This is a genomic window from Mesorhizobium sp. WSM4841 (assembly GCF_055811515.1).
Map to the genome: position 1 here is coordinate 43,499 of NZ_JBVVQC010000032.1, position 23,534 is coordinate 67,032.

The 23,534-nt window shown below is 62.4% G+C and carries 22 protein-coding genes; 7 read left to right on the plus strand and 15 right to left on the minus strand.

Translation table 11 applies throughout. From position 1 onward, the window contains the following. Positions 1-1,641: a N,N-dimethylformamidase beta subunit family domain-containing protein gene (locus AC0L14_RS28005; protein WP_473528249.1), complete on the minus strand. Its 1,641-nt coding sequence runs from the start codon at positions 1,639-1,641 to the stop codon at positions 1-3. Between the two features lie 157 nt (positions 1,642-1,798). Here AC0L14_RS28005 and AC0L14_RS28010 point away from each other — a divergent pair, with 157 nt between their 5' ends. From AC0L14_RS28010 to AC0L14_RS28040, 7 genes are all read left to right on the plus strand, one after another. Beyond that, the gene (locus AC0L14_RS28010) at positions 1,799-2,047 is read left to right on the plus strand and encodes a ParB N-terminal domain-containing protein (protein WP_473751434.1); all 249 of its coding nucleotides are present in this window, start codon (positions 1,799-1,801) and stop codon (positions 2,045-2,047) included. Between the two features lie 137 nt (positions 2,048-2,184). Next, complete coding sequence (locus AC0L14_RS28015) at positions 2,185-2,670, plus strand: SRPBCC family protein (RefSeq protein WP_473528248.1); 486 nt, start codon at positions 2,185-2,187, stop codon at positions 2,668-2,670. Between the two features lie 29 nt (positions 2,671-2,699). Continuing rightward, the gene (locus AC0L14_RS28020) at positions 2,700-3,653 is read left to right on the plus strand and encodes an alpha/beta fold hydrolase (RefSeq protein ID WP_473751435.1); all 954 of its coding nucleotides are present in this window, start codon (positions 2,700-2,702) and stop codon (positions 3,651-3,653) included. A gap of 246 nt (positions 3,654-3,899) precedes the next feature. After that, positions 3,900-4,298: a GFA family protein gene (locus tag AC0L14_RS28025; RefSeq protein ID WP_473487943.1), complete on the plus strand. Its 399-nt coding sequence runs from the start codon at positions 3,900-3,902 to the stop codon at positions 4,296-4,298. Between the two features lie 167 nt (positions 4,299-4,465). Then, on the plus strand, positions 4,466-4,696 hold the full coding sequence (locus AC0L14_RS28030; RefSeq protein ID WP_473487944.1) for a hypothetical protein: 231 nt from the start codon (positions 4,466-4,468) through the stop codon (positions 4,694-4,696). 220 nt (positions 4,697-4,916) lie between these two features. Beyond that, positions 4,917-5,930: a glycoside hydrolase family 25 protein gene (locus tag AC0L14_RS28035; protein ID WP_473487945.1), complete on the plus strand. Its 1,014-nt coding sequence runs from the start codon at positions 4,917-4,919 to the stop codon at positions 5,928-5,930. Between the two features lie 205 nt (positions 5,931-6,135). Next, complete coding sequence (locus AC0L14_RS28040; protein WP_473751436.1) at positions 6,136-8,334, plus strand: esterase-like activity of phytase family protein; 2,199 nt, start codon at positions 6,136-6,138, stop codon at positions 8,332-8,334. A gap of 322 nt (positions 8,335-8,656) precedes the next feature. On the opposite strand, the gene AC0L14_RS28045 is transcribed toward AC0L14_RS28040, so the two are convergent. The 14 genes from AC0L14_RS28045 to AC0L14_RS28110 all read right to left on the minus strand — a co-directional run bounded on the left by AC0L14_RS28045 (position 8,657) and on the right by AC0L14_RS28110 (position 23,445). Beyond that, positions 8,657-8,866: a type II toxin-antitoxin system HicB family antitoxin gene (locus tag AC0L14_RS28045; protein ID WP_473487947.1), complete on the minus strand. Its 210-nt coding sequence runs from the start codon at positions 8,864-8,866 to the stop codon at positions 8,657-8,659. Between the two features lie 4 nt (positions 8,867-8,870). Beyond that, entirely contained in the window at positions 8,871-8,948 is a 78-nt protein-coding gene (locus AC0L14_RS28050) for a type II toxin-antitoxin system HicA family toxin (RefSeq protein ID WP_245265364.1), read from the minus strand. A 130-nt stretch (positions 8,949-9,078) separates the two neighbouring features. Next, positions 9,079-12,846: a vitamin B12-dependent ribonucleotide reductase gene (locus tag AC0L14_RS28055; protein WP_473528245.1), complete on the minus strand. Its 3,768-nt coding sequence runs from the start codon at positions 12,844-12,846 to the stop codon at positions 9,079-9,081. A gap of 707 nt (positions 12,847-13,553) precedes the next feature. Next, complete coding sequence (locus tag AC0L14_RS28060) at positions 13,554-14,042, minus strand: NUDIX hydrolase (RefSeq protein WP_473751437.1); 489 nt, start codon at positions 14,040-14,042, stop codon at positions 13,554-13,556. Between the two features lie 196 nt (positions 14,043-14,238). Then, positions 14,239-14,739: a xanthine phosphoribosyltransferase gene (gene gpt / locus AC0L14_RS28065; RefSeq protein WP_023798205.1), complete on the minus strand. Its 501-nt coding sequence runs from the start codon at positions 14,737-14,739 to the stop codon at positions 14,239-14,241. Positions 14,740-14,872: 133 nt separating this feature from the next. Beyond that, complete coding sequence (locus AC0L14_RS28070; RefSeq protein WP_473751438.1) at positions 14,873-15,706, minus strand: universal stress protein; 834 nt, start codon at positions 15,704-15,706, stop codon at positions 14,873-14,875. 202 nt (positions 15,707-15,908) lie between these two features. Further along, complete coding sequence (locus AC0L14_RS28075; RefSeq protein ID WP_473487951.1) at positions 15,909-16,652, minus strand: competence/damage-inducible protein A; 744 nt, start codon at positions 16,650-16,652, stop codon at positions 15,909-15,911. Between the two features lie 321 nt (positions 16,653-16,973). Then, positions 16,974-17,867, minus strand: coding sequence for a carbohydrate ABC transporter permease (locus tag AC0L14_RS28080; protein ID WP_095491989.1), 894 nt, complete (start codon positions 17,865-17,867; stop codon positions 16,974-16,976). 1 nt (position 17,868) lies between these two features. Further along, the gene (locus AC0L14_RS28085; protein ID WP_374120408.1) at positions 17,869-18,720 is read right to left on the minus strand and encodes a carbohydrate ABC transporter permease; all 852 of its coding nucleotides are present in this window, start codon (positions 18,718-18,720) and stop codon (positions 17,869-17,871) included. A gap of 205 nt (positions 18,721-18,925) precedes the next feature. Next, the gene (locus AC0L14_RS28090; RefSeq protein WP_123149946.1) at positions 18,926-20,251 is read right to left on the minus strand and encodes an ABC transporter substrate-binding protein; all 1,326 of its coding nucleotides are present in this window, start codon (positions 20,249-20,251) and stop codon (positions 18,926-18,928) included. 36 nt (positions 20,252-20,287) lie between these two features. After that, on the minus strand, positions 20,288-21,376 hold the full coding sequence (locus tag AC0L14_RS28095; RefSeq protein WP_192360645.1) for an ABC transporter ATP-binding protein: 1,089 nt from the start codon (positions 21,374-21,376) through the stop codon (positions 20,288-20,290). Between the two features lie 290 nt (positions 21,377-21,666). After that, positions 21,667-21,906 (minus strand): DUF2188 domain-containing protein, encoded by a 240-nt coding sequence (locus tag AC0L14_RS28100; RefSeq protein ID WP_077371423.1) that lies wholly within the window; start codon positions 21,904-21,906, stop codon positions 21,667-21,669. A 31-nt stretch (positions 21,907-21,937) separates the two neighbouring features. After that, complete coding sequence (locus AC0L14_RS28105) at positions 21,938-22,345, minus strand: DUF982 domain-containing protein (RefSeq protein WP_473751439.1); 408 nt, start codon at positions 22,343-22,345, stop codon at positions 21,938-21,940. Then, positions 22,342-23,445: an NADH:flavin oxidoreductase/NADH oxidase gene (locus AC0L14_RS28110; protein WP_473751440.1), complete on the minus strand. Its 1,104-nt coding sequence runs from the start codon at positions 23,443-23,445 to the stop codon at positions 22,342-22,344. The genes AC0L14_RS28105 and AC0L14_RS28110 overlap by 4 nt, the downstream gene beginning before the upstream one ends. Positions 23,446-23,534 lie beyond the last annotated feature (89 nt).

The window sequence follows — 23,534 nt, forward strand, 5'->3', positions numbered from 1 at the left end:
TCAGGATTTTCCGAGATAGCGGTCGAGTACATTCTTGGTGACGCGCTCGACCATCGCGTCCTGCCTTAGCAGGCCGGCGACCCATTCGCAGCTTCCGGCGTGGAACACCTCGCCCTTGCCGCGCGGGAAATTGACGATCATGCCGTTGCCGCGCTTGACCTTTTCGAGATTGGCTTCGCTCGCCTCGCCGAACAGCGTTTCGGCGGTGAAGCGTCCGTCCTCGTCGCCGAGAAACTGGTCTTCGAACGCGATGTCGGCGCTCTCCTCGACTTGGGCAGCCATGCCGACCGCGAGAATTTGCAGCCCGTCCGGTGCGCCGCTGTCGGGGGTGGGGTAAGGCAGGCCGCCACGGATTTCGTGATCGAGCCCATCGACCTCATAGCCATAGACATGGCTGTCGGCGCCGAGCAGGTCGCCGTAGTAGATGCCTGTGCCGGCAAACGCCCAATGCTCCGGCCGGTAGACCGGATAGCCGCGCACGCCGCGCGGCGCGCAACCGCCCCAGCCGGCGTAAAGGCCCCTGGTCGCATTGAGCCCGAAGGTCATGGCACCCGGCCGGCCGATTTCCGGCGCTTCCCAGGAATTCGTGGCGCGGCTCACGTCGCCGCCCCGATAGGCCGGATCCTCGTCGCGGGCGCGGTATTTGTAGCAGATCTGGCGGCGGCCCTCGTCCTCCAGCCTGGTCTGCCACATGAAATTGCCGGCAAAGCGCGCCGCATGGCCGCCGCGTTCGACATGGGCATCGACAGCGTCGCGCATCTCCCAGGTCCAATATTCGTCATGGCCGACGAACACGACGCAGTCATAGCCGTCGAGGATTTCGGGCGAGAAATGCAATTCGTGCTGGCTGGCAAGGTCGACGGCATAGCCGGCGCGTTCGGCAAAACGAAAGAAGTGGCTGTCATAGCTTGCCCAGCCGGACGAGGCGTATTTCTTCGAATGGCCGGTGGCGAAAGCCCATTCCATATGCGGATAGCGCGGCGCGGTCTTCGGCGGCACGGCGACCTCGAGCGGCACGCGCGGCGCCTCTTTCGGCAGAACAACAAAGCCGCGGCACCATGGCCGCTGCGTCGACACCATTGGGGCATACTGGTCGCGGTTCGGGCCGGTGATGCCTTCGTAATGATTGGAGCCGCCCCAAGTGTTGTAGGCAAGCCAGGTGCCGGTGGCGGCAACCTGCAGCACACGACCGCGTTTCTTGCCGGGCTGCGGGGTAACCATAAAAAGATGGTAGCAGCGGATCGGCTTGCCGTCGCGGCCATCCGCCGTCAGCGTGGCGCGGTAGGCTCCGGACGGCCAGTCGTCGCCGACGCGGAATTCAAACGATGCGTCCCAGCCGCAGCCCACGACCGAACATTGGTCGGGTGTATCCTGCCAGCGCGCCGCGATCCCGGCCGTCTCGAACATTTTCGTTTCGGTGCCGCCGTCGCGGACGATCGCCACGCTGAAGCTGGAGGCTGTCGAACTGACATGCAGCGCCACTGTCTCGCCCCGGCTGTATGAAAAACGGTCGCTGTAGCACCAGATCTCGCCGCGTTCGCCATCCATGCCCGGCCACTCCCAGTAGTGGCCGCGCACGGCTTGCCGGCGCTGGTGGGGCGTCAGTCCGAAATCGGGGAATTCGGTAGGAAGCTTGGTCATGAACGCCTGTGAAGGGTCGAACGCGTCATTTCGACCATCTGCCGGGCAAGCGTCAATTGGAAACGATCGGGCCAGCGATAGCTGACAGCCGGCCTTGGCCTTGCCTGCCAAACAGATTATCTCACAAAGGGCGGCCTTTTCCGCCACGGGAGCCGACATGCTGAGAGTGCAAAAGGTTAAGGTGGACGACATCTATGTGCCGACCGCGCGCAGGAAGACACTGCATCCCGAGACCGTCCGGCATCTGGCCGAGGACATTCTGGAAAACGGCATGAAGACGCCGATCCAGGTGCGCCACGACGGCAAGCGCCATATCCTGGTCGAAGGCCTGCACCGGCTGGAAGCGGCGAAGTGGCTCGGCGAGGCCGAGATCGACGCCTATCTGGTGCAAGCCAAGCGCCACTAAGCTCTCATTCGGCGTCCGCCGGAATCGGCCAGGCGAAGTTTTTCGCGAGACCCTGTCGGGCTGCGCGTTGCCCACTCGTCCTTGAGACGGAAACGGGCATTCAAGCCAACTCTTTAGCAGCAAGTGAGGAGACCATCATGACGACCAAGCTCGATATCGCCCCCAGCTCCGACCGTGAACTGGTTCTTGCCCGCATCATCGATGCGCCGCGCGAGAACGTCTATCGCTGCTGGACCGAGCCGAAACTCGTAACGCAATGGTTCGCGCCAAAGCCGTGGACGACGCCGCGCGCCGAGATGGACGTTCGCACCGGCGGCTCCAGCCTGATCGTCATGGCCGGTCCCGACGGCAACGAGTTCGCGAACCCCGGCGTCTTCCTCGAAGTCGTGCCAGGCAAGAAGCTCGTCTTCACCGATGCCTATACCAAGGCGTGGGAGCCTTCCGAAAAGCCATTTATGACCGGCGTGGTGACACTCGAGGACGAGGGCACGGGCAAGACCCGCTACATCGTACGGGTCGGCCATTGGAGCGTCGCCGACCGCGAACAGCACGAAAAAATGGGCTTTCACGAGGGCTGGAGCCAATGTGCCGACCAGCTCGAAGAAGTCGCTAAGCGGCTTTGATCCACCGGCAAGAAGGGGAGGAGGCCGACATGTCCAGATCGATATTTTTCGCCATTTTCGTCTCGGCCGCAGCGTTCTTCGCTGCGCCGAGCTCCACCAAAGCCGAGGAGGCAAAGCCCGCCATGACCGAAACGAAAGCAATGCCGAAGCCGGCGAAATCCGGCCTGCTGCCGATCAACGGCCTGAACTACTATTATGCCGTCTACGGCAAGGGCGAGCCGCTGCTTCTGCTGCATGGTGGTCTGGGCACGACCGACATGTTCGCGCCGATCCTGCCGAAGTTTGCCGAAAACCGTACCGTCATCGGCGTCGACCTGCATGGTCACGGCCGCACCGCGCTCGGCGACCGGCCGCTCAGCCTGGAGGCGATGGGTGACGACATGGCGGCGATCGTCAAGGCGCTCGGCTACGAGCAGGTCGATGTCATCGGTTACTCGCTGGGCGGCGGCGTTGCCTTCCGCATGGCCGTCCAGCATCCCGAAGCCGTGCGCCGGCTGGTCCTGGTCTCGACCGGCTATGCCTCGGACGGCTTCTATGCCGACATGCGCACCCAGCAGGCGCAGGTCGGCGCGGCGATGGCCGACATGATGAAGGACACGCCGATGTACAAGTCCTACGCGGCGGTTGCGCCGCATCCGCAGGACTTTCCGAAGCTGCTCGATCAACTGGGCGCCCATATGCGCAAGGACTACGACTACTCCGCCGACGTGGCGAAGCTGAAGATGCCGGTCATGCTGGTTTTTGGCGACAGCGACATGTACCGGCCCGAGCATGAGATCAAGTTCTATCAGATGCTCGGCGGCGGGCTGAAGGACGCCGGCTGGATGCGCGAGAACCTGTCGCAGAACCGCTTGGCCATCCTGCCGAACCGCACCCATTACGACGTGTTCTTCGCGCCGGAACTGGTGGCTGCCGCGCTGCCCTTTCTCAATGGCGAGACCAAGGTCAAGACCTGGGACGAGATCGTCAGCGAAACGAACTGACCGCCTGACAACTGCCTGCCGGCCGTCTCCGGAGATGGCCGGCGACGCTTGTTTCACGTCACGCCTGACCAGAACAGCAGAGCGGCTGCTGAAACCGCACCGCAAGTCCCGCCGGCCGCATCACGCCAACAGATGGCGCCATCAAAGCTTTTCAATTGACGCTGCTATACCGGCAGCTACCTTGCCGCCAATCTTCAGAATGAGGGATGCAGATAATGAGGGGTGCAGATAATGAGGGGTGCAGATATGGCCGGGTATCAGGGTGGCTGCCTGTGCGGGGCGGTGCGCTATCGCACTGATGCTGCACCGATCAACGAGCGCGTCTGCCATTGCCGGCTTTGCCAGAAGGCGTTGGGCGCGGCCTTCAACGCCCGCGTGCTGTTCCGCATCGACGACGTGACGACAGAAGGACCGGTGGCGCTGGTGAATTCCTCGCCCGATCTCAAGCGCGGCTTTTGCCCGGGCTGCGGCACGACGTTGTTTTCCCGGCGCGACTCCGCCGGCATCATCGGCGTCACCTCCGGCTCGCTTGACGATCCTTCCGTGTTCAAGCCACAGATGCATATGTGGACCGCCTCGAAGCAGCCCTGGGTACAGCTCGACGACGGACTGCCGCAATATGAAGGCGCCCCACCCCCGAACTGAAGCACAGGCGAACTGAAGCACAGGCGAACCGAAGCACAGGCGAACTGAAGCACAGGGAGTGCCCAATTTTTTTCATCCGGGACACGAGATCGCCGGCAAAGCGTCATTGGCGAGCCATCATTGCCGCCTATCTATTACGTGCGGGTCGGCAGTCGAGGAGGCGACGGATGAAGGACAGAATCAACACCCTGGATGAGCTTTTGAGCGATCCGATGGTCAAGCTCGTGATGGAGCGCGACCGCGTGCAGCCGGCCGAGCTTCGCTCGCTGCTTGAAGAAAAGGTTCGCCGGGATGATGCGCCGGTCAATCCCGTCACCGATCGCCCCGACACCGACCGCTTCGTACCGCCCGCTCACATGGTAGCCGAGAGCTGCCATAAGCTATGGCTGTGCGGCTAGGCAGCGGGCCTGCAGGCATCGGCGATCCTTCGCGCCCTCTCTGTCCTGCCGGCGTTCCAAGCAATCACCGCTGCGGCGATGAAGCCATGTATTCTGCTTGCCCTCTCGTCCTAACAATTTGATTCAAACTTTGTTGGTAATTTCTCGTTAGTAATCTGGACTGGTTTGTCCGGCGGCGTTGTCTTGCCCTCGGTCTGTTGTGTTCTGCGTACAGGTCCAGATGCGGTTTTCAGGCGTCGTCATCTTTGTGCTCGCGTCTCTGTGCCTTGCCGGCTGCACATCCACGTCCGGCGTCGACGCGTTGCAAGTGCCGTCCAGCGAGACGACCAGTTCGGTTGTGCGGCCGCCCGCGCCGGTAGCGTCGGTCGGTGCGGCCGATGCGGCACCCGACTTCGCGCAGGAAGAGGCGGGGCAGACTGTGGCTATGGCCACTCCAGAGCCTGTGGAAAGCATCGAACCACCCGCCGAGCCGATTGCCCTGGTGGCGCCGACGCGGCTGGCACAGGCAGCACCGATGCTCGCCGAGCCGGTCCAGCGCTATCGTTTTCGTGACGCCAAGCCGATCAATTTCGGCAGGGCCTCGCCCAGACACCTCGCCGTTCACGGCGTCGACGTCTCGCGCTGGCAGGGCAACGTGAACTGGGGCAAGCTGCGCGCGCAGGGCGCGAACTTCGCCTACATCAAGGCGACCGACGGCGGCGATCATCTCGACCCGATGTTCAGGAAGAACTGGCGCAATGCCGACGCCGCCGGCCTCAAGCGCGGCGCCTATCACTTCTTCTACTGGTGCCGCACGGCAGGCGAGCAGGCCGACTGGTTCATCCGCAACGTGCCGAGGGTCGAGGGCGCCTTGCCGCCGGTGATCGATGTCGAGTGGAACGGCGAATCCAGCTGCAAGCGGCGGCCGTCGCGGCAGAAGGTGCTGGAGAAGATGCAGGTCTTCATGGACAAGCTCGAGCGCCACTACGGCCAGCGGCCGATCATCTACACCGCGCCCGATTTCTACCGCGACAATCTGCGTGGCGCATTTCTGGACTATCCATTCTGGCTGCGCGCGGTGGCACAGCACCCGGCAAAGGTCTATCCCGGCCGCAAATGGGTGTTCTGGCAGTATTCCGGCTCCGGCCTGTCGCACGGGGTGAGGGGCCGCATCGACCTCAACGTGTTCCACGGCGACGAGGAAGCCTGGCGGAACTGGGTTGGTGGGCGGCAGATGGTGGCCGAGGCGGAGTAGGGCGTCCTTCCGGGGCTGGAGCTTCTTGCTGTTCGCGCCTGTGGGGGCTGATCGCGGCCGCAGAAAGCCGCCATTTGCAGGCCAGCATGAGGTGAATATCGACGGACCCTGACCGCCTGTCGCGGAAGTGTCATCGATCCGTCATCGCTTTGAAATGTGGTTCCCGCAAATCAGGTGGCTTCCATTCGAACAGGAGACGCCACCCGTGCCCCGCCATTCCGCGCTTTTCGTCCTGACGGCAGCGCTTGCTGCCTCCGTTTCGCTGCCGGCCCATGCCGACATGATGTTCAACCGGGTCGCGAGCTTCGCGGTCGCCGGAAACCTCCCGGCGGACGTCGAGAAGACCACGCCGACTTCGTCCGAGATCATCACGGCGAGCGAAGACGGCATGACGCTGGTTTATTCCGATAGCCCGCTCGGTGCGGTCGGCTTCATCGACATCGCCGATCCCAAGGCGCCCAAGGCCGGCGGCATCGCCAAGATCGACGGCGAGCCGACCTCGGTTGTGGTCATCGGCGGCAAGGTGCTGGCCGGCGTCAACACGTCTCAGAGCAAAGCCAAGCCTTCGGGCAACCTCACCGTCATCGATCTTGCCTCCAAGGCGATCGAAGGCACCTGCGACCTCGGCGGCCAGCCGGACTCACTGGCGTTCAGCAAGGACGGCAAGTTTCTGGCCATCGCCATCGAGAACGAGCGCGACGAGGATCTGAACGACGGAGAGATTCCGCAGATGCCGGCGGGCGACCTCAAGATCTTCACGCTTGCCGAAGGCCACCCTGATTGCGCGACAATGAAGACCGTCAACCTGGCGGGCATTGTCGAAGTCGCGGCGGAAGATCCGGAGCCGGAATTCGTCGCCTTCAACGAGGCCGGCGAGATAGTGGTCACGCTGCAGGAAAACAACCACATCGCCATCGTCAACGCCGAAACCGGTGCGATCGTCACGCACTTCTCCGCAGGCTCCGTCACGCTGGACAAGATCGACACCAAGAAGAACGGCGCCTTGTCCTTCGATGGCAAAATGGAAAACGTCGCGCGCGAACCCGACGCCGTGAAATGGCTCGACAATGACCGTCTCGTCGTCGCCAACGAAGGCGACTACAAGGGCGGCTCGCGCGGCTTCACGATCTTCAGCAAGAAGGGCGAGGTTCTCTACGAATCCGGTCCGTCCTTCGAGTACGAGGTCGCCAATGCCGGCCATTATCCCGACGACCGCAACAAGAAGGGCGTCGAGCCGGAAGGTCTCGAGACCGGCACGTTCGGCGAGGACGGACTGATTTTCGTCGCTTCGGAGCGTGGCTCCGTTGTCGGCGTCTACAAGGACACGGGTGCGGAGCCTCGGTTTGTGCAGATCCTGCCGTCCGGCATCGGCCCGGAAGGCCTGGTGGCGATTCCGTCGCGCAATCTCCTGGTCACCGCCAACGAGGCCGACCTGGTCGAGGACGGGCTCGCCCGCTCGCACGTGATGGTCTACGAGCGCTCCGAGGGTCCCGCCACTTACCCGATGATCACGGCAAAGCTCACGGCAGACGGCACGCCGCTGGGCTGGGGTGCGCTTTCGGCGCTCGCGGCAGGCGACACCGCCGGCAAGCTCTTCGCAGCCTCGGACTCGTTCTACGCCAACGCGCCGTCGATCTTCGAGGTCGATGCCACGCAGACGCCGGCGCTGATCACCGGCAAGACCATCGTCACGCGTGGCGGCCATCCTGCACAGAAGCTCGATATCGAAGGCATTGTCGCCGACGGTGAAGGCGGCTTCTGGCTGGCCAATGAAGGCGATCCGGCAAAGCTCGTCCCGCACGCCATCCTGCGCGTCGACGGCAAGGGCGAGATCAAGCAGGAAATCGGCTTCCCGACAGAATTGCTCGCTCATCAGAGCCGCTTCGGCCTCGAAGGCATCACCACCATTGGCGAGGGCGACGACCTGACGCTGGTGATGGCGGTGCAGCGCGAATGGGCCGACGATCCGAAGGGCCAGGTCAAGCTTTTGGCCTACAAGCCGCAGGCCAAGGAATGGTCGGCAGTGCGCTATCCGCTCGAAGCGACCGAAGCTGGCTGGATGGGGCTGTCGGAGATCACCGCGCATGACGGCAAGCTCTACATCCTCGAACGCGACAACCAGATTGGCGACCTGGCCAAGGTGAAGCGCATCTATTCGGTGGCGCTCGACGCCTTCAAACCGGCCAAGCTCGGTGGCGAACTGCCGTTGGTCGAAAAGACGCTGGTGCGCGACATCGTCGGCGACCTGAAATCAGCCACCAACGGCTATGTCATCGACAAGGTCGAAGGTTTCACCATCGACAAGAACGGCGATATCTTCGTCGCCACCGACAATGACGGCGTCGACGATTCTTCCGGCGAAACGCTGTTTTTACGCTTGGGCAACATCAGCGCCGTGAACTGAGGGTGTTATATGGAGCGTCCCCCTCATCCGTCCGCTTCACGGCCACCTTCTCCCCGCTGGGGAGAAGAGGCTGGCATCAACGCTGGCGAACTCCTCTCCCCTTGGGGAGAGGTCGGATTGCCCCGAATTGCCCTTCGCAATTTGGTTGGCAATCCGGGTGAGGGGGCACTTCCGCGAAGCCGGGCGTGGCACGGTCGCTTAGCCAGCGCGCGACGTCTTCCCTGACGGGACATAGACAGGTCTTCGCTGCGGCTGGTTTCGTCGGTGGCATCCGCGGCCGTTTCCACAAGACCCAAGCCGCAGCACATCGGTTGCGGCGTAGCTAGGGCACCTCTACATATTCCGCCAGGCTGACCCCTTTGGGCACATCCAGCCCATCGGCATGCAAGCCTTCGATATGAAAGCGTATTGCGTCGCGAATTTCGGTTTCCACGTCAGGAACCGACGCGCCGGTCGCGATGCAGCCGGGCAGGTCCGGCACGTACGCGGAAAAATTGTTTCCGGCTTTTTCGATCACCACCGCGTAGCGCATGTCATCACTCCTTTAAACCGGACTGCTTGAGGATGCTATTCAGTGTTCCCGGTGCAACCTCTTCAGACGGCTTGCCGGCCACCGTGACGCGGCCGGCTTTGATTTCATGCTTAATATTGGCGATGACTGCATTTAGTTGCAACCAGATACCAGCTGTCGGTTTCCAGCAGGCGAATGACTTCGCGGACCGTAAGCCGAGGTGGCATCGGTCCTCAGCTGCACCCGCTCGTCGAGCCGCAGGTGTCGCACTTCTCGCACGTGCCGTTCCGCACCATCGTAAAATTGTGGCATTCCGAGCATTCGTTGCCGGTGTAGCCCTGCATCAAGGATTGCTGACGCCTTGTAGCGGCAAGCGCTTTCGCCTCGGCCGCCTCCTGCGCGGCGGCATCGGTGAACAGGCCCGAAGCCTCTTCGGCTTCCTCGTAGACGATATCCTCGACCAGTTCCCTGGCCCGCTCCTCATAGTCACGCTTATAGGCGATCGCTTCGTCGCTGGCCGGCTTCAGCGCCAGCACATTGGAGCCTGAGAACGCCGTCGGCGCCGAGCGAGTGGGGGCGGGAGAGGGACTTGAACCGCCAAACCCCTTAGGGTCGGCGCTCATTCCCGACACCAGTTTGACCGGCGAGACGCCGCGCGTCAGCCCCTTCGAGAACGGCGTCGCCTTGCCTTCGTTGATGCCGCGGCCAAGTGCGGTCTTGTCGAAATCCGACTGGTCGACATGAGCGAGGTCGTGGCGTTCGAGATAGGAAACCGCAAGTTCGCGGAACACATAGTCGAGGATCGACGTGGCGTTCTTGATGGCGTCGTTGCCCTGCACCATGCCGGCAGGTTCGAACTTGGTGAAGGTGAAGGCTTCGACATATTCCTCGAGCGGAACGCCATACTGCAGGCCGAGCGAGATGGCGATGGCGAAGTTGTTCATCATCGCCCGGAAGGCGGCACCTTCCTTGTGCATGTCGATGAAGATTTCGCCAAGACGACCGTCATCGAATTCGCCGGTGCGCAGATAGACCTTGTGGCCGCCGACGACCGCTTTCTGGGTATAGCCCTTGCGGCGGTTCGGCAGCTTTTCGCGGTCGCGATAGAGGCGTTCGACGACGCGTTCGACGATCTTTTCAGTCACCTGCACGGCGCGCTGTGAAGCCGGCGCCGCGATCAGCTGTTCGACGGCATCGTCCTCGTCGTCCTCGACGTCGGCGAGCAGCGAGGCGTTGAGCGGCTGCGAGAGTTTCGAGCCGTCGCGATAGAGCGCGTTGGCTTTCAGCGCCAGCTTCCACGACAGCATGTAGGCGCCCTTGGCGTCTTCCACCGTCGCGTCGTTCGGCATGTTGATGGTCTTGGAAATGGCGCCGGAGATGAAGGGCTGGGCCGCCGCCATCATCTGGATGTGGCTATTGATCGACAGCGAACGCTTACCGATCTTGCCGCACGGGCTGGCGCAATCGAACACCGGCAGATGTTCAGCCTTCAGGAACGGCGCGCCTTCCAGCGTCATCGCACCGCAGACATGGATGTTGGCGGCCTCGATGTCCTTCTTCGAGAAGCCCAGCGCCGGCAGCATCTCGAACGAGAAATCGTTGAGCTGCTCGTCGGTGAAGCCAAACGTCTCCTTCACCCAGTCGGCACCAAGCGTCCACTGGTTGAAGACGAACTTGATGTCGAAGGCCGATTTCAACGCTGCGTTGAGTGCCGCGATCTTGTCGTCGGTAAAACCCTTTGCCCTAAGCGAGCCGGGGTTGATGGCTGGCGCCTGGTTCAGATTGCCGTGGCCGACCGCATAGGCCTCGATCTCGGCGATCTGGCTTTCCGAATAGCCGAGCGTGCGCAGCGCTTCCGGGACAGCGCGATTGATGATCTTGAAGTAGCCGCCGCCGGCCAGCTTCTTGAATTTCACCAGCGCGAAGTCGGGCTCGATGCCGGTGGTGTCGCAATCCATGACCAGGCCGATCGTGCCGGTCGGCGCGATCACGGTCGCCTGCGCATTGCGGTAGCCATGCTCTTCGCCGAGCTCGATGGCACGATCCCAGGCAGCCTTGGCATGGGCGGCAAGCTCCGGCTGCTTCAGGTCGGAGGCGACCAGCGGCACCGGGTTGACGGCGAGTTTCTCGTAGCCGTCCTTGTCGCCATAGGCAGCGCGGCGATGGTTGCGCATGACGCGCAGCATGTTCTGCGCATTGCGGTCGTAATCGGGGAAGGCGCCGAGCTCGGCGGCCATTTCGGCCGAGGTGGCATAGGCCGTGCCGGTCATAACAGCGGTGAGTGCTGCGCAGATGGCGCGGCCCTCGTCGGAATCATAGGGAATGCCTGATGTCATCAGCAGGCCGCCAATATTGGCGTAGCCGAGGCCGAGCGTGCGGTATTCGTAGGAGAGCTTGGCGATCTCCTTCGACGGGAACTGCGCCATCATGACGGAAATTTCCAGCACCATGGTCCACAGCCGAACCGTGTGCTCGTAGGCGGCGATATCGATGCTGCCGTCCGCGTTGCGATAGGGCAGCAGATTGATCGACGCCAGATTGCAGGCGGTGTCGTCGAGGAACATGTATTCCGAGCACGGGTTAGACGCCCGGATCGCGCCGGCCGCGGCGCAGGTGTGCCAGTCGTTCATCGTCGTGTTGAAGTGCAGGCCCGGATCGGCCGACGCCCAGGCGGCATAGCCGATCTTTTCCCACAAATCCCGGGCCTTCAGCGTCTTCAGCACCTTGCCGTCCTTGCGGGCGGTGAGGTGCCAGTCGGCATCCTCTTCGACGGCGCGCAGGAAATCGTCTTTCAGCGAGACCGAATTGTTGGAGTTCTGGCCCGAAACGGTGAGGTAGGCGTCCGAATCCCAGTCGGTGTCGTAGGTCTTGAACGACATCGAGGTGTAGCCCTGCTTGGCGAACTGGATGACGCGGTAGATGTAGTTCTCCGGCACGCCGTCCTTCTTGGCTGCCTTGATCTCGCGCTTCAGCGCGGTGTTGATCGCCGGGTCGAAGCAATCGTCGTCCTGGCCTTCGCAGTTGATGCAGGCCTTCATGATCGCTTCGAGGTGCTTCTTCACGATCTTCGAGCCGGTGACCAGCGAGGCGACCTTCTGCTCCTCATTGACCTTCCAGTCGATGAATTCCTCGATATCGGGATGGTCGGCGTCGACGATGACCATCTTTGCGGCGCGGCGCGTCGTGCCGCCCGACTTGATGGCGCCCGCCGCGCGGTCGCCGATCTTGAGGAAGCTCATCAGGCCGGACGAGCGGCCGCCGCCGGACAGTTTTTCGCCTTCGCCGCGCAGGAACGAGAAATTGGAGCCGGTGCCGGAGCCGTATTTGAACAGGCGCGCTTCACGCACCCACAGGTCCATGATGCCGCCTTCGTTGACGAGATCGTCCTGCACGCCCTGGATGAAGCAGGCATGCGGCTGCGGATGCTCGTAGGAAGATTTCGACTTGGTCAGCTTGCCGGTGAACGGGTCGACATAGAAATGGCCCTGGCTCGGGCCGTCGATGCCATAGGCCCAGTGCAGGCCGGTGTTGAACCATTGCGGCGAGTTCGGCGCGACGCGCTGGGTGGCCAGCATATAGGCGAGCTCGTCGCGGAAGGCGCGCGCGTCTTCCTCCGACTTGAAGTAGCCGCCCTTCCAGCCCCAATAGGTCCAAGTGCCGGCGAGGCGGTCGAAGACCTGGCGGGCGTCGATCTCGGAGCCGTAGCGCTCAGCCTCGGGCAGTTTTGCCAGTTCGGCCTCGTCGGCGACGGAGCGCCACAAGAAGGAGGGGACGTCATTCTCCTCGACCCTCTTCAGCCGCGCCGGCACACCGGCCTTGCGGAAGTATTTCTGCGCCAGGATGTCGGCGGCAACCTGGCTGAACTGCGCCGGCACATCGATGTTGTCCAAGCGGAACACCACCGAGCCATCCGGATTCTTGATCTCCGAAAGCGCCTTGCGGAATTCGATCTCCGCATAAGCCGACTGCCCTTGCTTGGTGAAACGACGCTCGATGCGCATTGGTCCTATCCCTTTGTGTGTCTACATATAGCGCATTTCCCGGGGGATTTCTGCCCCATTGCGAAACGCGCATGTCCGCCGTCTGCCGGCGTTCGAAAACGGCCGGCTCCTTTTCACAGGCTCCGCCCGCCCTGCTGGTCGAACTCCTTGCGAAGTAGCCGTCCAACGCGCTGGCGAACCCTGCGGGTCCCTCAAAACTGAAGTTTTTTCGATTCCCTCAATCGAGGGAAGCTCACACTATCTAGCGCCGAACCTACCTGCAAACACTAAATATAGTGTTAACAGACAATTTATTCCAGTCCGACACTTTTCCCTTTCGTCCCCAAAGACCCCACAATCCCAACGCTTCCGCCGGCCTCGTAAACAGGCGGAAATGCGGCCAAAACGCACATAATCCGGGAAAAAGACCGGGCTCAGAACTTTCCGGTCGCACTCTCAACAGGAGCGCATCGCCTATAAAAGGCGACTCGTTTTGCGCCGTCAAGGATTCGTTTGTGCCGCTTTTGTGACCCCAACATCTTGTGTGTCACATATGTGGATAACGGGGATAGAAAGTGGCCCAGGGAATTTCGATTTGCCCACGCGCGGGCAATCGGCCGCGACAACGCATGCCAAAGCTGGAGTGGCCAAATCGATTCTCTTCGCCAAACAACATCGCCGGTGATGCGCGGCAGGTGCGCGGCTTTGGCCGGTGCGCCTATGCTTGCTCAGGAGAACTGGTGCGGGTCGGCACAGAAATAGGCGATGATCTGGCCAAGGTCCGGCTCGTTGACCATGCGCACGGCCTCGGCGGGGCTGACCCATTTACGGGTGCGCGACCGCTTTTCCTTCCATCGGTCGGCGATCTTGTCGACCTGCAGCGGGAATACCAGGACTTCGCAAGGCACTTCCTCGCCGGAAGCCAATCCCTTGGCATAGAAGTAGCGGCCGGCTTCGTGGTGGGAGACCGTGCCGCGCAGTCCGGCTTCCTCGCTGGCCTCGCGCGCCGCCGCTTCGCAAAGCAGTTCCTTGGCCTCAGGCCAGCCCTTGGGAAGCACCCAGCGGCCGGTATCGCGGCTGGTGATCAGCATGATCTCGACGCCATGCCCGGTATCGCGCCAGGGCAATGCTGCAACCTGCAGGCGGCACGGCGCTGTGCCGAAGAGCCGCTGGACCCTTTCGGCCAAATGGTTGTGCGTTACTGGCCTCGTCAACATCGGAGAAGCTTGCCCCAGCCTCCAGAATCACTTGCCGTCTCGTGAATCTTACGGCTAATCATAAGCAATAAAAGTAAAAAACCTCATACGAACGGGTTAACCACGCCACCAGGCGTCGATTCAGGAAATATCGTGCGCTGCGGCGCTCTTTCAAGAAGTGCTCGCCGGTGCTCTCCGAAGGAACGGCTTGCGCGAATCAGCCGGCGTGGTCGTCAGCGATCGGCTTCTGGTAGGTGAAGCCCATATCCCACGGAAAATAGATCCAGGTGTCCTGGCTGACTTCAGTGACGAAGGTGTCGACCAGCGGCCTGCCTTTCGGCTTGGCGTAGACGGTGGCGAAATGCGCCTTGGGCATCATGGCGCGCACGATGCCCGCGGTCTTGCCGGTGTCGGTGAGGTCGTCGATGATCAGCACGCCGGCGCCGTCATCGGCGAGCAGTGCCGGCGTGACCTCCTTCAGCACCTGCAGCTGCCCCTGGCTGGCGTAGTCGTGATAGGAGGCGACGCAAACCGTCTCAATAACCCGGATGCCGAGTTCACGCGAGATGATAGCGGCCGGAACCAGGCCGCCGCGCGTGATGCAGACGATCGCTTTCCATTGGCCTTTGTTGGCGCCGGCAAGCCGCCAGGCGAGTGCACGCGCGTCGCGGTGGAACTGATCCCAGGAAACGGGAAAGGCCTTTTCGGGAAGGGACATTTTTCTGCGCACTCCGCAGCGCGCGAAAAACCGCGCGCAGACACTTGAAGGAATGCGTGCGGAATTAACTGGAAAGCCTTGGCCTTGGCAAGGGCGGCGGCAGGCGATCCCTGTGGACCTGGTCCTTGTGGACTTACCGTGACAGGAAAGCTGCCACGGGCAGGGTGCGCAGCACCGTGCGGGTGACCCCGCCGAACAGCAGCTGGCGCAGCCAGGAATGGCTGTAGGCGCCAAGTACGAGCAGGTCGGCGCCGGTTTCGGCGACCCTGGTCTGGATCACCTCGTCGACCGAGTGGCCGCCCGATTGCAGCACCGAGACGCTGACGGTGGCGCCGTGCCTGGACAGGGCGGCGGCGATTTCGGCGCCGGCCGCCTCAGGGGCCTCGTCGAGCGTATCCGGCGGGTCGATGACGACAATATCGGTCTTCTCGGCCTCGGTGATGAAGGGCAGGGCGTCGAAGGCGGCGCGCGCGGCTTCCTTGCTGCCGTTCCAGGCAAGCAGCACGTGCTTGAAGCTGGTGATGAGTGGGCCTGAGTGCGGCACGACCAGCACCGGCCGGCCGGCGTCATAGACCAGCGTGTCGACATCGGCGCTCGGATCGCCGCCCGACTCGCGCTGCGCGGCGATGATCAGGTCCGCAGTGCGGACGGTTGGGATGCCGGTCAGCGCGCTGTCTCCGGAAAAGCTCTCGAGGCTGCGCCACTCGAAGGACAGGCCGGAATCCTCGATGTGCCTGAGGAAAACCGCCCGCAATTTTTCGGCGCGCTCCTTATTCATGTCGGCCGAAACCTGCAGGAATTCGGTGTCGGGAAAGCCGGTCGCCGAGGTGTAGGGGACGGGAAGCGCTTCGGCATGAATGCCGATGAGATGGCTCTCGAACCTGTCGGCAAGCGGAATGGCGCATTCGAGCACGCGCGCCGCGTCCTGTTCGTTCTGCAGTATGGCGACGATGGTCTTGAATCGCATGGTAACCCCTCATTTTACGGCGATCGAAACTCGCCCGCATGAAACGTTACAGCACCACGCTTGGTTCCGGCTAATGCATGTCGCCCAAAGGCATGCCCTCGGGCTTGAACCGAGGGTGCGCAGCGGTTGGGATAACGACATGCATAAAAACAAGAACCTAAAGCGCGTCGAATGAATCCTTTCAGACGCGATGCGCTTTAGATCAGCTGGCCGCGCTGGTGAGGCCTGCGACCATCGCCTCGACATCGGCGCGGGCGGCGTCCAGCGCGTCCTGGCTGCGGGCACGAACGACCAGCTCGGTCCAGAACTTGCCGTCGCCATATTTCGGGTAGGAGCCGATAATCGTATCCGGATGCGCCCTCTGGATGTCACCCAGCGGTCCGCCGACCAGGCCTTCGCCGAACGGACAGTGCACCGTGGCCGACAGCATTTTGGTGCCGGCCTTCAGCGTCGGCACCACATTGTCGAGCATGGCCTGGAAAATCGCCGGCACGCCGGCCATGACATGGACGTTGCCGATGCGGAAGCCGGGCGCGATGGACACAGGATTGTCGATATGGTCGGCACCGCGCGGCATCCGCGCCATGCGCTTGCGCGCCTCGGTATATTCGATGCCGCGCGCGGCGTAGCTCGCTTCCAGCATGGCATGGGCCTTGGCGTCGTATTCGCAAGGCACGCCGAAGGCCTTGGCAATGGCATCCGCGGTGATGTCGTCATGCGTCGGACCGATGCCGCCGGTCGTGAAGACGTAGGTATAGCGGGCACGCAGGGCATTTACTGCGGCGACGATCTCGTCTTCCTCGTCGGGAACGATGCGCACCTCCTTCAGGTCGATGCCGATCACCGTCATGATATCGGCGAGGTGGCCGATATTCTTGTCCTTGGTGCGGCCGGACAGAATCTCGTCGCCGATGACCAGCATGGCGGCGGTGACGATTTCAGGCATGGGAGGCTCCGGCAAAAAGGTCAGTTGAGATAACGCGGCGGATGGTTGGCGGCAATGCCCGGATTGATAACGCTGCTGCAGCAGAATCGCATCAGGTCGGCGCCGCCCCTCATTGCCCTGCCGGGCATTTCTCCCCGTATAGTGACGAGGAGAAAGACGCCTTCGCAAAGGATTTCGCCAATCTCCAGCGTTGCAGAATGGGTGCCGAGGCCGCGGCCAGCCCTTCTCCCCGTCACTATACGGGGAGAAGGTGCCGGCAGGCGGATGAGGGGCGGCGCCGACTTCGACAATTGGCCGGTCGAGCGCCGAGTGCGGCAGGCGCTATTCCTTCACCGCACCGGTCATCGAGGAAACGTAGTGCTCGACAAAGAACGAATAAAGCACGACCACCGGCAGCGAGCCGATCAGGGCTCCGGCCATCAGCGCTCCCCATTCATAGACGTCGGAGCGGACAAGCTCCGTGAGCACCCCGACCGGCACAGTCTTGTTTTCGGACGACTGGATGAACGTCAGGGCATAGATGAATTCGTTCCATGACAGGGTGAATGCGAATATGCCGGCGGAAATCAGGCCGGGCACCGACAGCGGCAGCACGATCTTGGTGAGGATCTGCCACCGGCTCGCCCCGTCAATGAGCGCGCATTCTTCCAGTTCGAACGGGATGGAGCGGAAGTAACCCATCAGCAGCCACGTGCAGAAGGGTACCAGGAAAGTCGGGTAAGTAAGAATGAGCGCGAAGGGTGTGTCGTAGAGCCCAAGGTTGAACACCATCACCGACAGCGGGATGAACAGGATCGACGGCGGCACGAGATAGGCGAGGAAGATCGCGAGCCCGACCTGCCGCGCCCCCGAAAACCTCAACCGTTCGATCGCATAGGCCGCGAACACCGCAGCCAGCAGCGACAGGAAAGTGGCGGCAGTTGAGATGATGATCGTGTTGAGCAGCCAGCCCGGATAGGACGTGTCGAACAAGAGATAGCGGATGTGCTCGAATGTCGGATGCACGACCCATAACGGATTGAAATTGGCGTAGTCGGTCATCTCGAGATTGGGCTTAATCGCCGTGATCGTCATCCAGTAGAACGGGAACAACAGCACGATGACGAACACCAGTAACGGCAGATAGACCGTCACCACGCGCCGCGGCAGGCTCTGAAGGTAGCCCATGCCGCCTTCGTCGAGTTCCGGACGTTTCGTTTTTTTTATCGTGGCCATGTCAGTCTCCGCCGCCTTGCTGCCATTTGCGGCGTTGCAGGCCGAAATAGCTGAACAGGATCGCCGCAAGCAGGAACGGGATCATGGCGACCGCGATGGCGGCGCCCTCGCCAAGCTGGCCTCCCGAAATGCCGCGCTGAAACGACAATGTCGCCATCAAATGGGTGGCATTGACCGGTCCGCCGCGGGTCAGCACATAGATCAGCTGGAAATCGGTGAAGGTGAACAGCACCGAGAACGTCATGGTGATGGCGATGATCGGCGTCAGCAGCGGCAGCGTCACAAAACGGAACAGTTGCCAGCGGCTGGCGCCGTCGAGCGTGGCGGCCTCATAAAGCGACTGCGGAATCGTCTGCAAGCCGGCCAGCAGCGTGATCGCCACGAACGGGATGCCGCGCCAGATATTGGCGGCGATGACCGAAGCGCGCGCGTTCACCGGATCGCCGAGGAAATTGATCCGATGGTCGATCAGGCCCATTTCCATAAGCGCCCAGGACAGGATGGAGAACTGCGAATCGTATATCCACCAGAAGGCGATGGCCGACAGCACCGTCGGCACCACCCACGGCAGAAGGACGATCGCGCGGAAGAACGATTTGAAGGGAAGGTTCTGATTGAGGATAAGCGCCAGCCAGAGGCCGAGCGCGAACTTCAGGATCGAGGCGCTTATCGTGTAGAGCAAGGTGTTGAAGACGGAGAGCCAGAAGACCGCGTCATCCGACAAATATTGGTAGTTTTCGATGCCTATGAAGATACCGGGGCGGCCGATTCGGGCATCCGTGAAGCCGAGCCAGATGCCGAGCCCCAGCGGATAGGTGAGGAAGACCAGCAGCAGCGCTGCCGCCGGCAGCATGAAGCCGAAGCCAAGCGCGTTCCGACTGTCGGCCAGGAGCGACAGGCTCCGCGACAGGATCGACGGACGCGGCTGAACGGCAGCGGACGACACGGCCATAGGACGGCTCCTCATAAGTCTGCTGGCATGGTGGCCTGAGTGGCCGCCACACGATTTCAGGAACCAGACCGGGCAGCGCGGTCGCGGCTGCCCGGCTCGGCTGTGATCAAACGCGATAGTACCGGTTGGCGCGTTTCTCCGCCTCTTCCATCGCCTCCTGCGCCGTCGCCTGGCCGGTCACCGCCTTGGCGAACATGTCGACCAGGACATAGTCGGCCATGGTCGCCGCCGAAGCGTAGCCGAGCGGCCCGGCATAACCGTTGGGACGCAGCGTCGCCGAGGCTTTGGCGTAAGCGGCGTTGTTCGGGTCGGCCGTCCACACAGGATTGTTCTCGAAGGCTTTGAGTGTCTGGCAGCAATAGCCGGCCGAGGAGGTGATCCACTCTGCCATTTGCTGTTCCTCGAACATGAACTGCAGATAGGCCTTGGCCGCGTTGGGGTAGGGCGTGTAGTCGAAGATCACGGCCGTGGTCACCTGGAACAGCTCGACGGATTTTCCGACAGGACCGATCGGCAGGCTGGTCGTGCGCATGTCCTTGGCGATTTCAGCCAGTTTCGGATCATTGTCCTTGTTGGTCTTGGCCGTGTTATACACGGAAATGCCGTTGGCGATGACGCTGAGTTCGCCGGCCAGGAAGGCGCGGTTGTTGTTCACGTCGAGCCAGCTTTCGGTGCCGGGGATAAAGGTCTTGTAGAGTTCCTGCGCGTATTCGATCGCCTTGAGCGTCTCGGGGCTGTTGATCGTCACCTTTCCGCTCTCGTCGACCATCTGGCCGCCATGGCTCCACAGCAGCCAGTGAGCATAGTTGTTGCCGTCGCCGACGCCATGGCCGTGCGTGAAACCGGCCGGATGGCCCTTCGCCTGCAACGCCTTGCAAAGCTCGAGGAAGCTCGCCGTGTCCTTCGGAAACTCCGAGAAGCCAGCCTCCTTCACCCAGCTTTCCCGATAGACGATGGCATTGCCGATGGTGGCCAGGGGCAGGCCGAGGAATTTCCCCTCCCGCGTCGCATATTGCTTTGGTCCGTCGTGCCAGCCGCCGTATTTCGTGCCGAGATACTCACCCAGTTCCGTCACGTCGTGCAGCTTGTCGGGGTACTGATGCGGGTCGTCGAACCAGACCAACATGAGATCTGGGCCGGAGCCGACATTGGCGGCGACCGCCGCCTTGGGGCGGATGTCCTCCCAGCTTTCCTTGTCGACGCGGACCTCGACGCCTGTCGCCTCGGTGAACCGCTTGGTGTTGGCCAGCCATTGATCCTCATCGCCCTGTACGAAGGGCGACCAGCGCAGCATCCGCAGCTTTGCGCCGTCCTCGGGCTTGTATGTCAACCCCTCCTGGGCAAAGGCGGAAGAGCCGACGAACCGGCTTCCCAAGGCTCCCGCCGCCACGCCGGCGGTCGTGCGGATCACGTCACGTCTGGTGAATTTCATGCTCGTCTCCTCCTGTTTATGTCCTTGCCGTGGTTCTTACTGCCGGGTGCGCATGTCGAAGCGCTGCCCGGTTTCGCCATGAAAAAGATGGATGAGGCCGGGCTCGGCCGTAAGCCGTACGGTCTCGCCCGGCGTGAAGGAATGGCGCTCGCGGAAATTGGCGACGATCTCTTCGCCGCCGGCCGTCCGGCCGATGAGCTGCACTTCCGATCCGGTCGGCTCGACCACCGCGACGGTGACCGGAATACCCTGGTCATCGGACAGCTGCAGATGCTCGGGCCGTATCCCCAGCACCACCTGTTCGCCGCTGCCGATCGAAGGTACTGCGGCCAGCGGCAGGGAAATTCCGCCGGAGCCGCGAAAAGACGGTGAGCCGCCATCAGTTGCGATTTCGCCCCTCAGCATGTTCATGGCGGGCGAGCCGATAAAGCTGGCGACGAAGAGATTGTTCGGCCGGTCGTAGAGTTCCAATGGCGGCCCGATCTGCTCGACGATGCCGTCATGCATGACCACGATCTTGTCGGCCATGGTCATCGCCTCGATCTGGTCGTGGGTGACATAGACCGTCGTGGTCTTCAGCCGCTGGTGCAGTTCCTTGATCTCGGCGCGCATCTGCACCCTGAGCTTGGCGTCGAGATTGGACAGCGGCTCGTCGAACAGGAAGACCGCCGGATCACGCACGATCGCCCGGCCCATGGCGACGCGCTGGCGCTGGCCGCCGGAAAGCTGCCGGGGATAGCGCTCCAGCAATGGCACCAGCCCCAGGATTTCGGCGGCGCGCTTAACGCTGGCAGCGCTTTCGGCTTTCGAAACACCCTTGAGCATGAGCGAGAACGCCATGTTCTCGGCGACGGTCATGTGCGGGTAGAGCGCGTAGTTCTGGAAGACCATGGCGACGTCGCGTTCTTTTGGCGCAACATTGTTGACGACACGCTCGCCAATCGCGATCTGGCCGCGCGAAATCTTTTCCAGGCCGGCGATCATCCTGAGAAGGGTCGATTTTCCGCAGCCCGACGGACCTACCAGCGTGACGAATTCGCCGTCATCTATGTCGACGCTGACGCCGTGCAGAATCTCGACGGTTCCGAATGATTTGTAGACATCGCCAATTGCGACAGACGCCATCGATTTCCTCCCGAATGCTTCCTGCGACGTCTTCGAAGGAAACCGCTTTCCTAACTGGCCGCGGCAGCTCCCAAGTTCCTCCCTGGTCACGCGCGATGATGAAACGGTAGCGCTACCAAGGCTGCCTGTAAAGCGGCTGCGCCGCGAGCACTCTTCTTTGTTGCTCTTGATCGTGAGCGTTCCCAGCGGAACTGAAATTCGCCACGTCCGGGATCATAGCAAGAGCATGACTTGTCAAGCCCCAGCTCTTAAAACCAGAGATGCGAGAAGCCATCAGCAACGACACCAGCCTAGTCGGAAACTTCGGTTTGCGGGCGGTCCCGGCCGTCGGCGAGCTCGTCGTGCCATTTGCCGTCGGCATCCTCGTACTGGATACCGTCCGTGGTGCCGGCGACCTGCTGTTCGGCCGAGGCGATCTCGGCTGCCCGCAGCGCGTCCTCGTGGGTGGGGAACGTCTCCGAAAATGTCTCGCCGACCTTGTAGGCCCAGCCCCCGTCATGCTCGACGATCTTGTAGGTCAGCTTCGCCATGAAATCCTCCAGTGGAAAAAGCTCCGTCTGCTCAATGCAGTTTGCCTTGGGGCAGTTTGCCTTGGGGCAATCTCTCGTCGGGCAATCTCTCGTCGGGAACCAGCACGTCCGATTCCTTCGCGGCCTCGACCAATGCCCGGCGCGCATCCGCTGTCGAACGATAACCTTCCAGCACTTTTAGGCAAGTGTCGAGAGCATCGCGATGCCGAGGACCACGATTGAGTGGCCAGACCGTCATCAGGCACTCCGCTGCTTCCTGGGTGCTGCGGATCTCACGGTATTTGCCGACATGGCCAAGTTCGACCACGACCGGCTTTTCAAAAGGCTTGTTGTCCATCATTGCCGCCAACGCGGAGCGGCCGATTTGGTTGCACGCCCCTCCGCGTAAAGGTCCCAAGCGTCGCAGTCGTGGGGCCGCAGCCATGAACGGGGCGGTCACCCCGCCGCCTTCATCCAGTGCTGCATCGTCGTCACCGAGCGGGCAAGCTGCGGCGCCGGGTGGATCGTCTCGCCGAAGGTGGCCGCGGCGCGCCACGCCCAGCGCGGATCGGCGAGGAAGGCGCGGGCCAGAGCCACCATGTCGGCACGGCCCTCGGCAACGATCGTCTCGGCCTGCTTCGGGTCGTCGATCAGGCCGACGGCCCGCGTCGGGATGCCGGCGCCGTTGCGCACGGCTTCCGCCAGATGCACCTGGTAGCCCCGGCCTGTCGGCAGCTTCTGCAGGGGCGAATTGCCGCCGCTCGAGCAGCAGAGATAGGCGACGCCCGCCGCCTTCAGCGCCTTGGCCACTTCGATCGCGTCCTCGACATCGAAGCCGCCATCGACCCATTCCTTGACCGACAGGCGCGCCCCAAGCATCAGCTTGGGCACTGCCTTCCTCACCGCCTTGGCGATCTCGATGACAAAACGCATGCGGTTTTCCAGCGAGCCGCCCCAGCGGTCGGTGCGCTGGTTGGAAAGCGGCGACAGGAACTGGAAGATCAGATAGCCGTGTGCCGCGTGCAATTCGATGAAATCGAAGCCGGCCCGCTCGGCCCGCCTTGCGGCCTCGGCGAAGCGTTCGATGATCTGCAGGATCTCCTCATCCTCCAGCGCCCGCGGCACCTGCCAGCCGGTGTCGTAGGCGATGGCCGAGGCAGACACGATCGGCCACGGGTCCTGATCGGCCTTCAGCGGCCCGCCGCCTTCCCAAGGTTTCTGGTTGGAGGCCTTGCGGCCGGCATGGGCAAGCTGCGTGCCGAACCTGGTGCCGGGCGCGGCGACGCGCTTGGCGGCATCCAGCGCACGCCGGGCGGCGGCCTCGTTGTCGTCGGAATAAAGGCCAAGGCAGCCATGCGAGATGCGGCCGCGCCGCTCGACGTCGGTCATCTCGACGGTGACCATGCTGGCGCCGGACATCGCCAGGTTCATCCAGTGGTACAGGTGCCAGTCGCTGGCTGAACCGTCATCGGCGGAATACTGGCACATCGGCGCCACCGCGATGCGGTTGGGAAAGGTGAGGCCGTCAAGCGTGATCGGCTGGAAAAGGGATGTGGTCATAAAAAACTCCGGGGGAGGGGCTGTCGCTATTTAGGCAATGGATTGCGCCTGCGCCATACACGAGGCGGTGAATGCTCTGGACCAGTTGC

Bases quoted from the DNA above. Each gene is read 5' to 3' on its own strand.
- AC0L14_RS28020 (WP_473751435.1), top strand. From the start codon at position 2,700: ATGTCCAGATCGATATTTTTCGCCATTTTCGTCTCGGCCGCAGCGTTC.
- AC0L14_RS28070 (WP_473751438.1), bottom strand. From the start codon at position 15,706: ATGCGATTCAAGACCATCGTCGCCATACTGCAGAACGAACAGGACGCG.
- AC0L14_RS28055 (WP_473528245.1), bottom strand. From the start codon at position 12,846: ATGCGCATCGAGCGTCGTTTCACCAAGCAAGGGCAGTCGGCTTATGCG.
- AC0L14_RS28010 (WP_473751434.1), top strand. From the start codon at position 1,799: ATGCTGAGAGTGCAAAAGGTTAAGGTGGACGACATCTATGTGCCGACC.
- AC0L14_RS28005 (WP_473528249.1), bottom strand. From the start codon at position 1,641: ATGACCAAGCTTCCTACCGAATTCCCCGATTTCGGACTGACGCCCCAC.
- AC0L14_RS28060 (WP_473751437.1), bottom strand. From the start codon at position 14,042: ATGTTGACGAGGCCAGTAACGCACAACCATTTGGCCGAAAGGGTCCAG.
- AC0L14_RS28080 (WP_095491989.1), bottom strand. From the start codon at position 17,867: ATGGCCACGATAAAAAAAACGAAACGTCCGGAACTCGACGAAGGCGGC.
- AC0L14_RS28015 (WP_473528248.1), top strand. From the start codon at position 2,185: ATGACGACCAAGCTCGATATCGCCCCCAGCTCCGACCGTGAACTGGTT.
- AC0L14_RS28110 (WP_473751440.1), bottom strand. From the start codon at position 23,445: ATGACCACATCCCTTTTCCAGCCGATCACGCTTGACGGCCTCACCTTT.
- gpt (WP_023798205.1), bottom strand. From the start codon at position 14,739: ATGTCCCTTCCCGAAAAGGCCTTTCCCGTTTCCTGGGATCAGTTCCAC.
- AC0L14_RS28030 (WP_473487944.1), top strand. From the start codon at position 4,466: ATGAAGGACAGAATCAACACCCTGGATGAGCTTTTGAGCGATCCGATG.
- AC0L14_RS28045 (WP_473487947.1), bottom strand. From the start codon at position 8,866: ATGCGCTACGCGGTGGTGATCGAAAAAGCCGGAAACAATTTTTCCGCG.
- AC0L14_RS28085 (WP_374120408.1), bottom strand. From the start codon at position 18,720: ATGCTGCCGGCGGCAGCGCTGCTGCTGGTCTTCCTCACCTATCCGCTG.
- AC0L14_RS28095 (WP_192360645.1), bottom strand. From the start codon at position 21,376: ATGGCGTCTGTCGCAATTGGCGATGTCTACAAATCATTCGGAACCGTC.
- AC0L14_RS28100 (WP_077371423.1), bottom strand. From the start codon at position 21,906: ATGGCGAAGCTGACCTACAAGATCGTCGAGCATGACGGGGGCTGGGCC.
- AC0L14_RS28035 (WP_473487945.1), top strand. From the start codon at position 4,917: ATGCGGTTTTCAGGCGTCGTCATCTTTGTGCTCGCGTCTCTGTGCCTT.
- AC0L14_RS28075 (WP_473487951.1), bottom strand. From the start codon at position 16,652: ATGCCTGAAATCGTCACCGCCGCCATGCTGGTCATCGGCGACGAGATT.
- AC0L14_RS28025 (WP_473487943.1), top strand. From the start codon at position 3,900: ATGGCCGGGTATCAGGGTGGCTGCCTGTGCGGGGCGGTGCGCTATCGC.
- AC0L14_RS28090 (WP_123149946.1), bottom strand. From the start codon at position 20,251: ATGAAATTCACCAGACGTGACGTGATCCGCACGACCGCCGGCGTGGCG.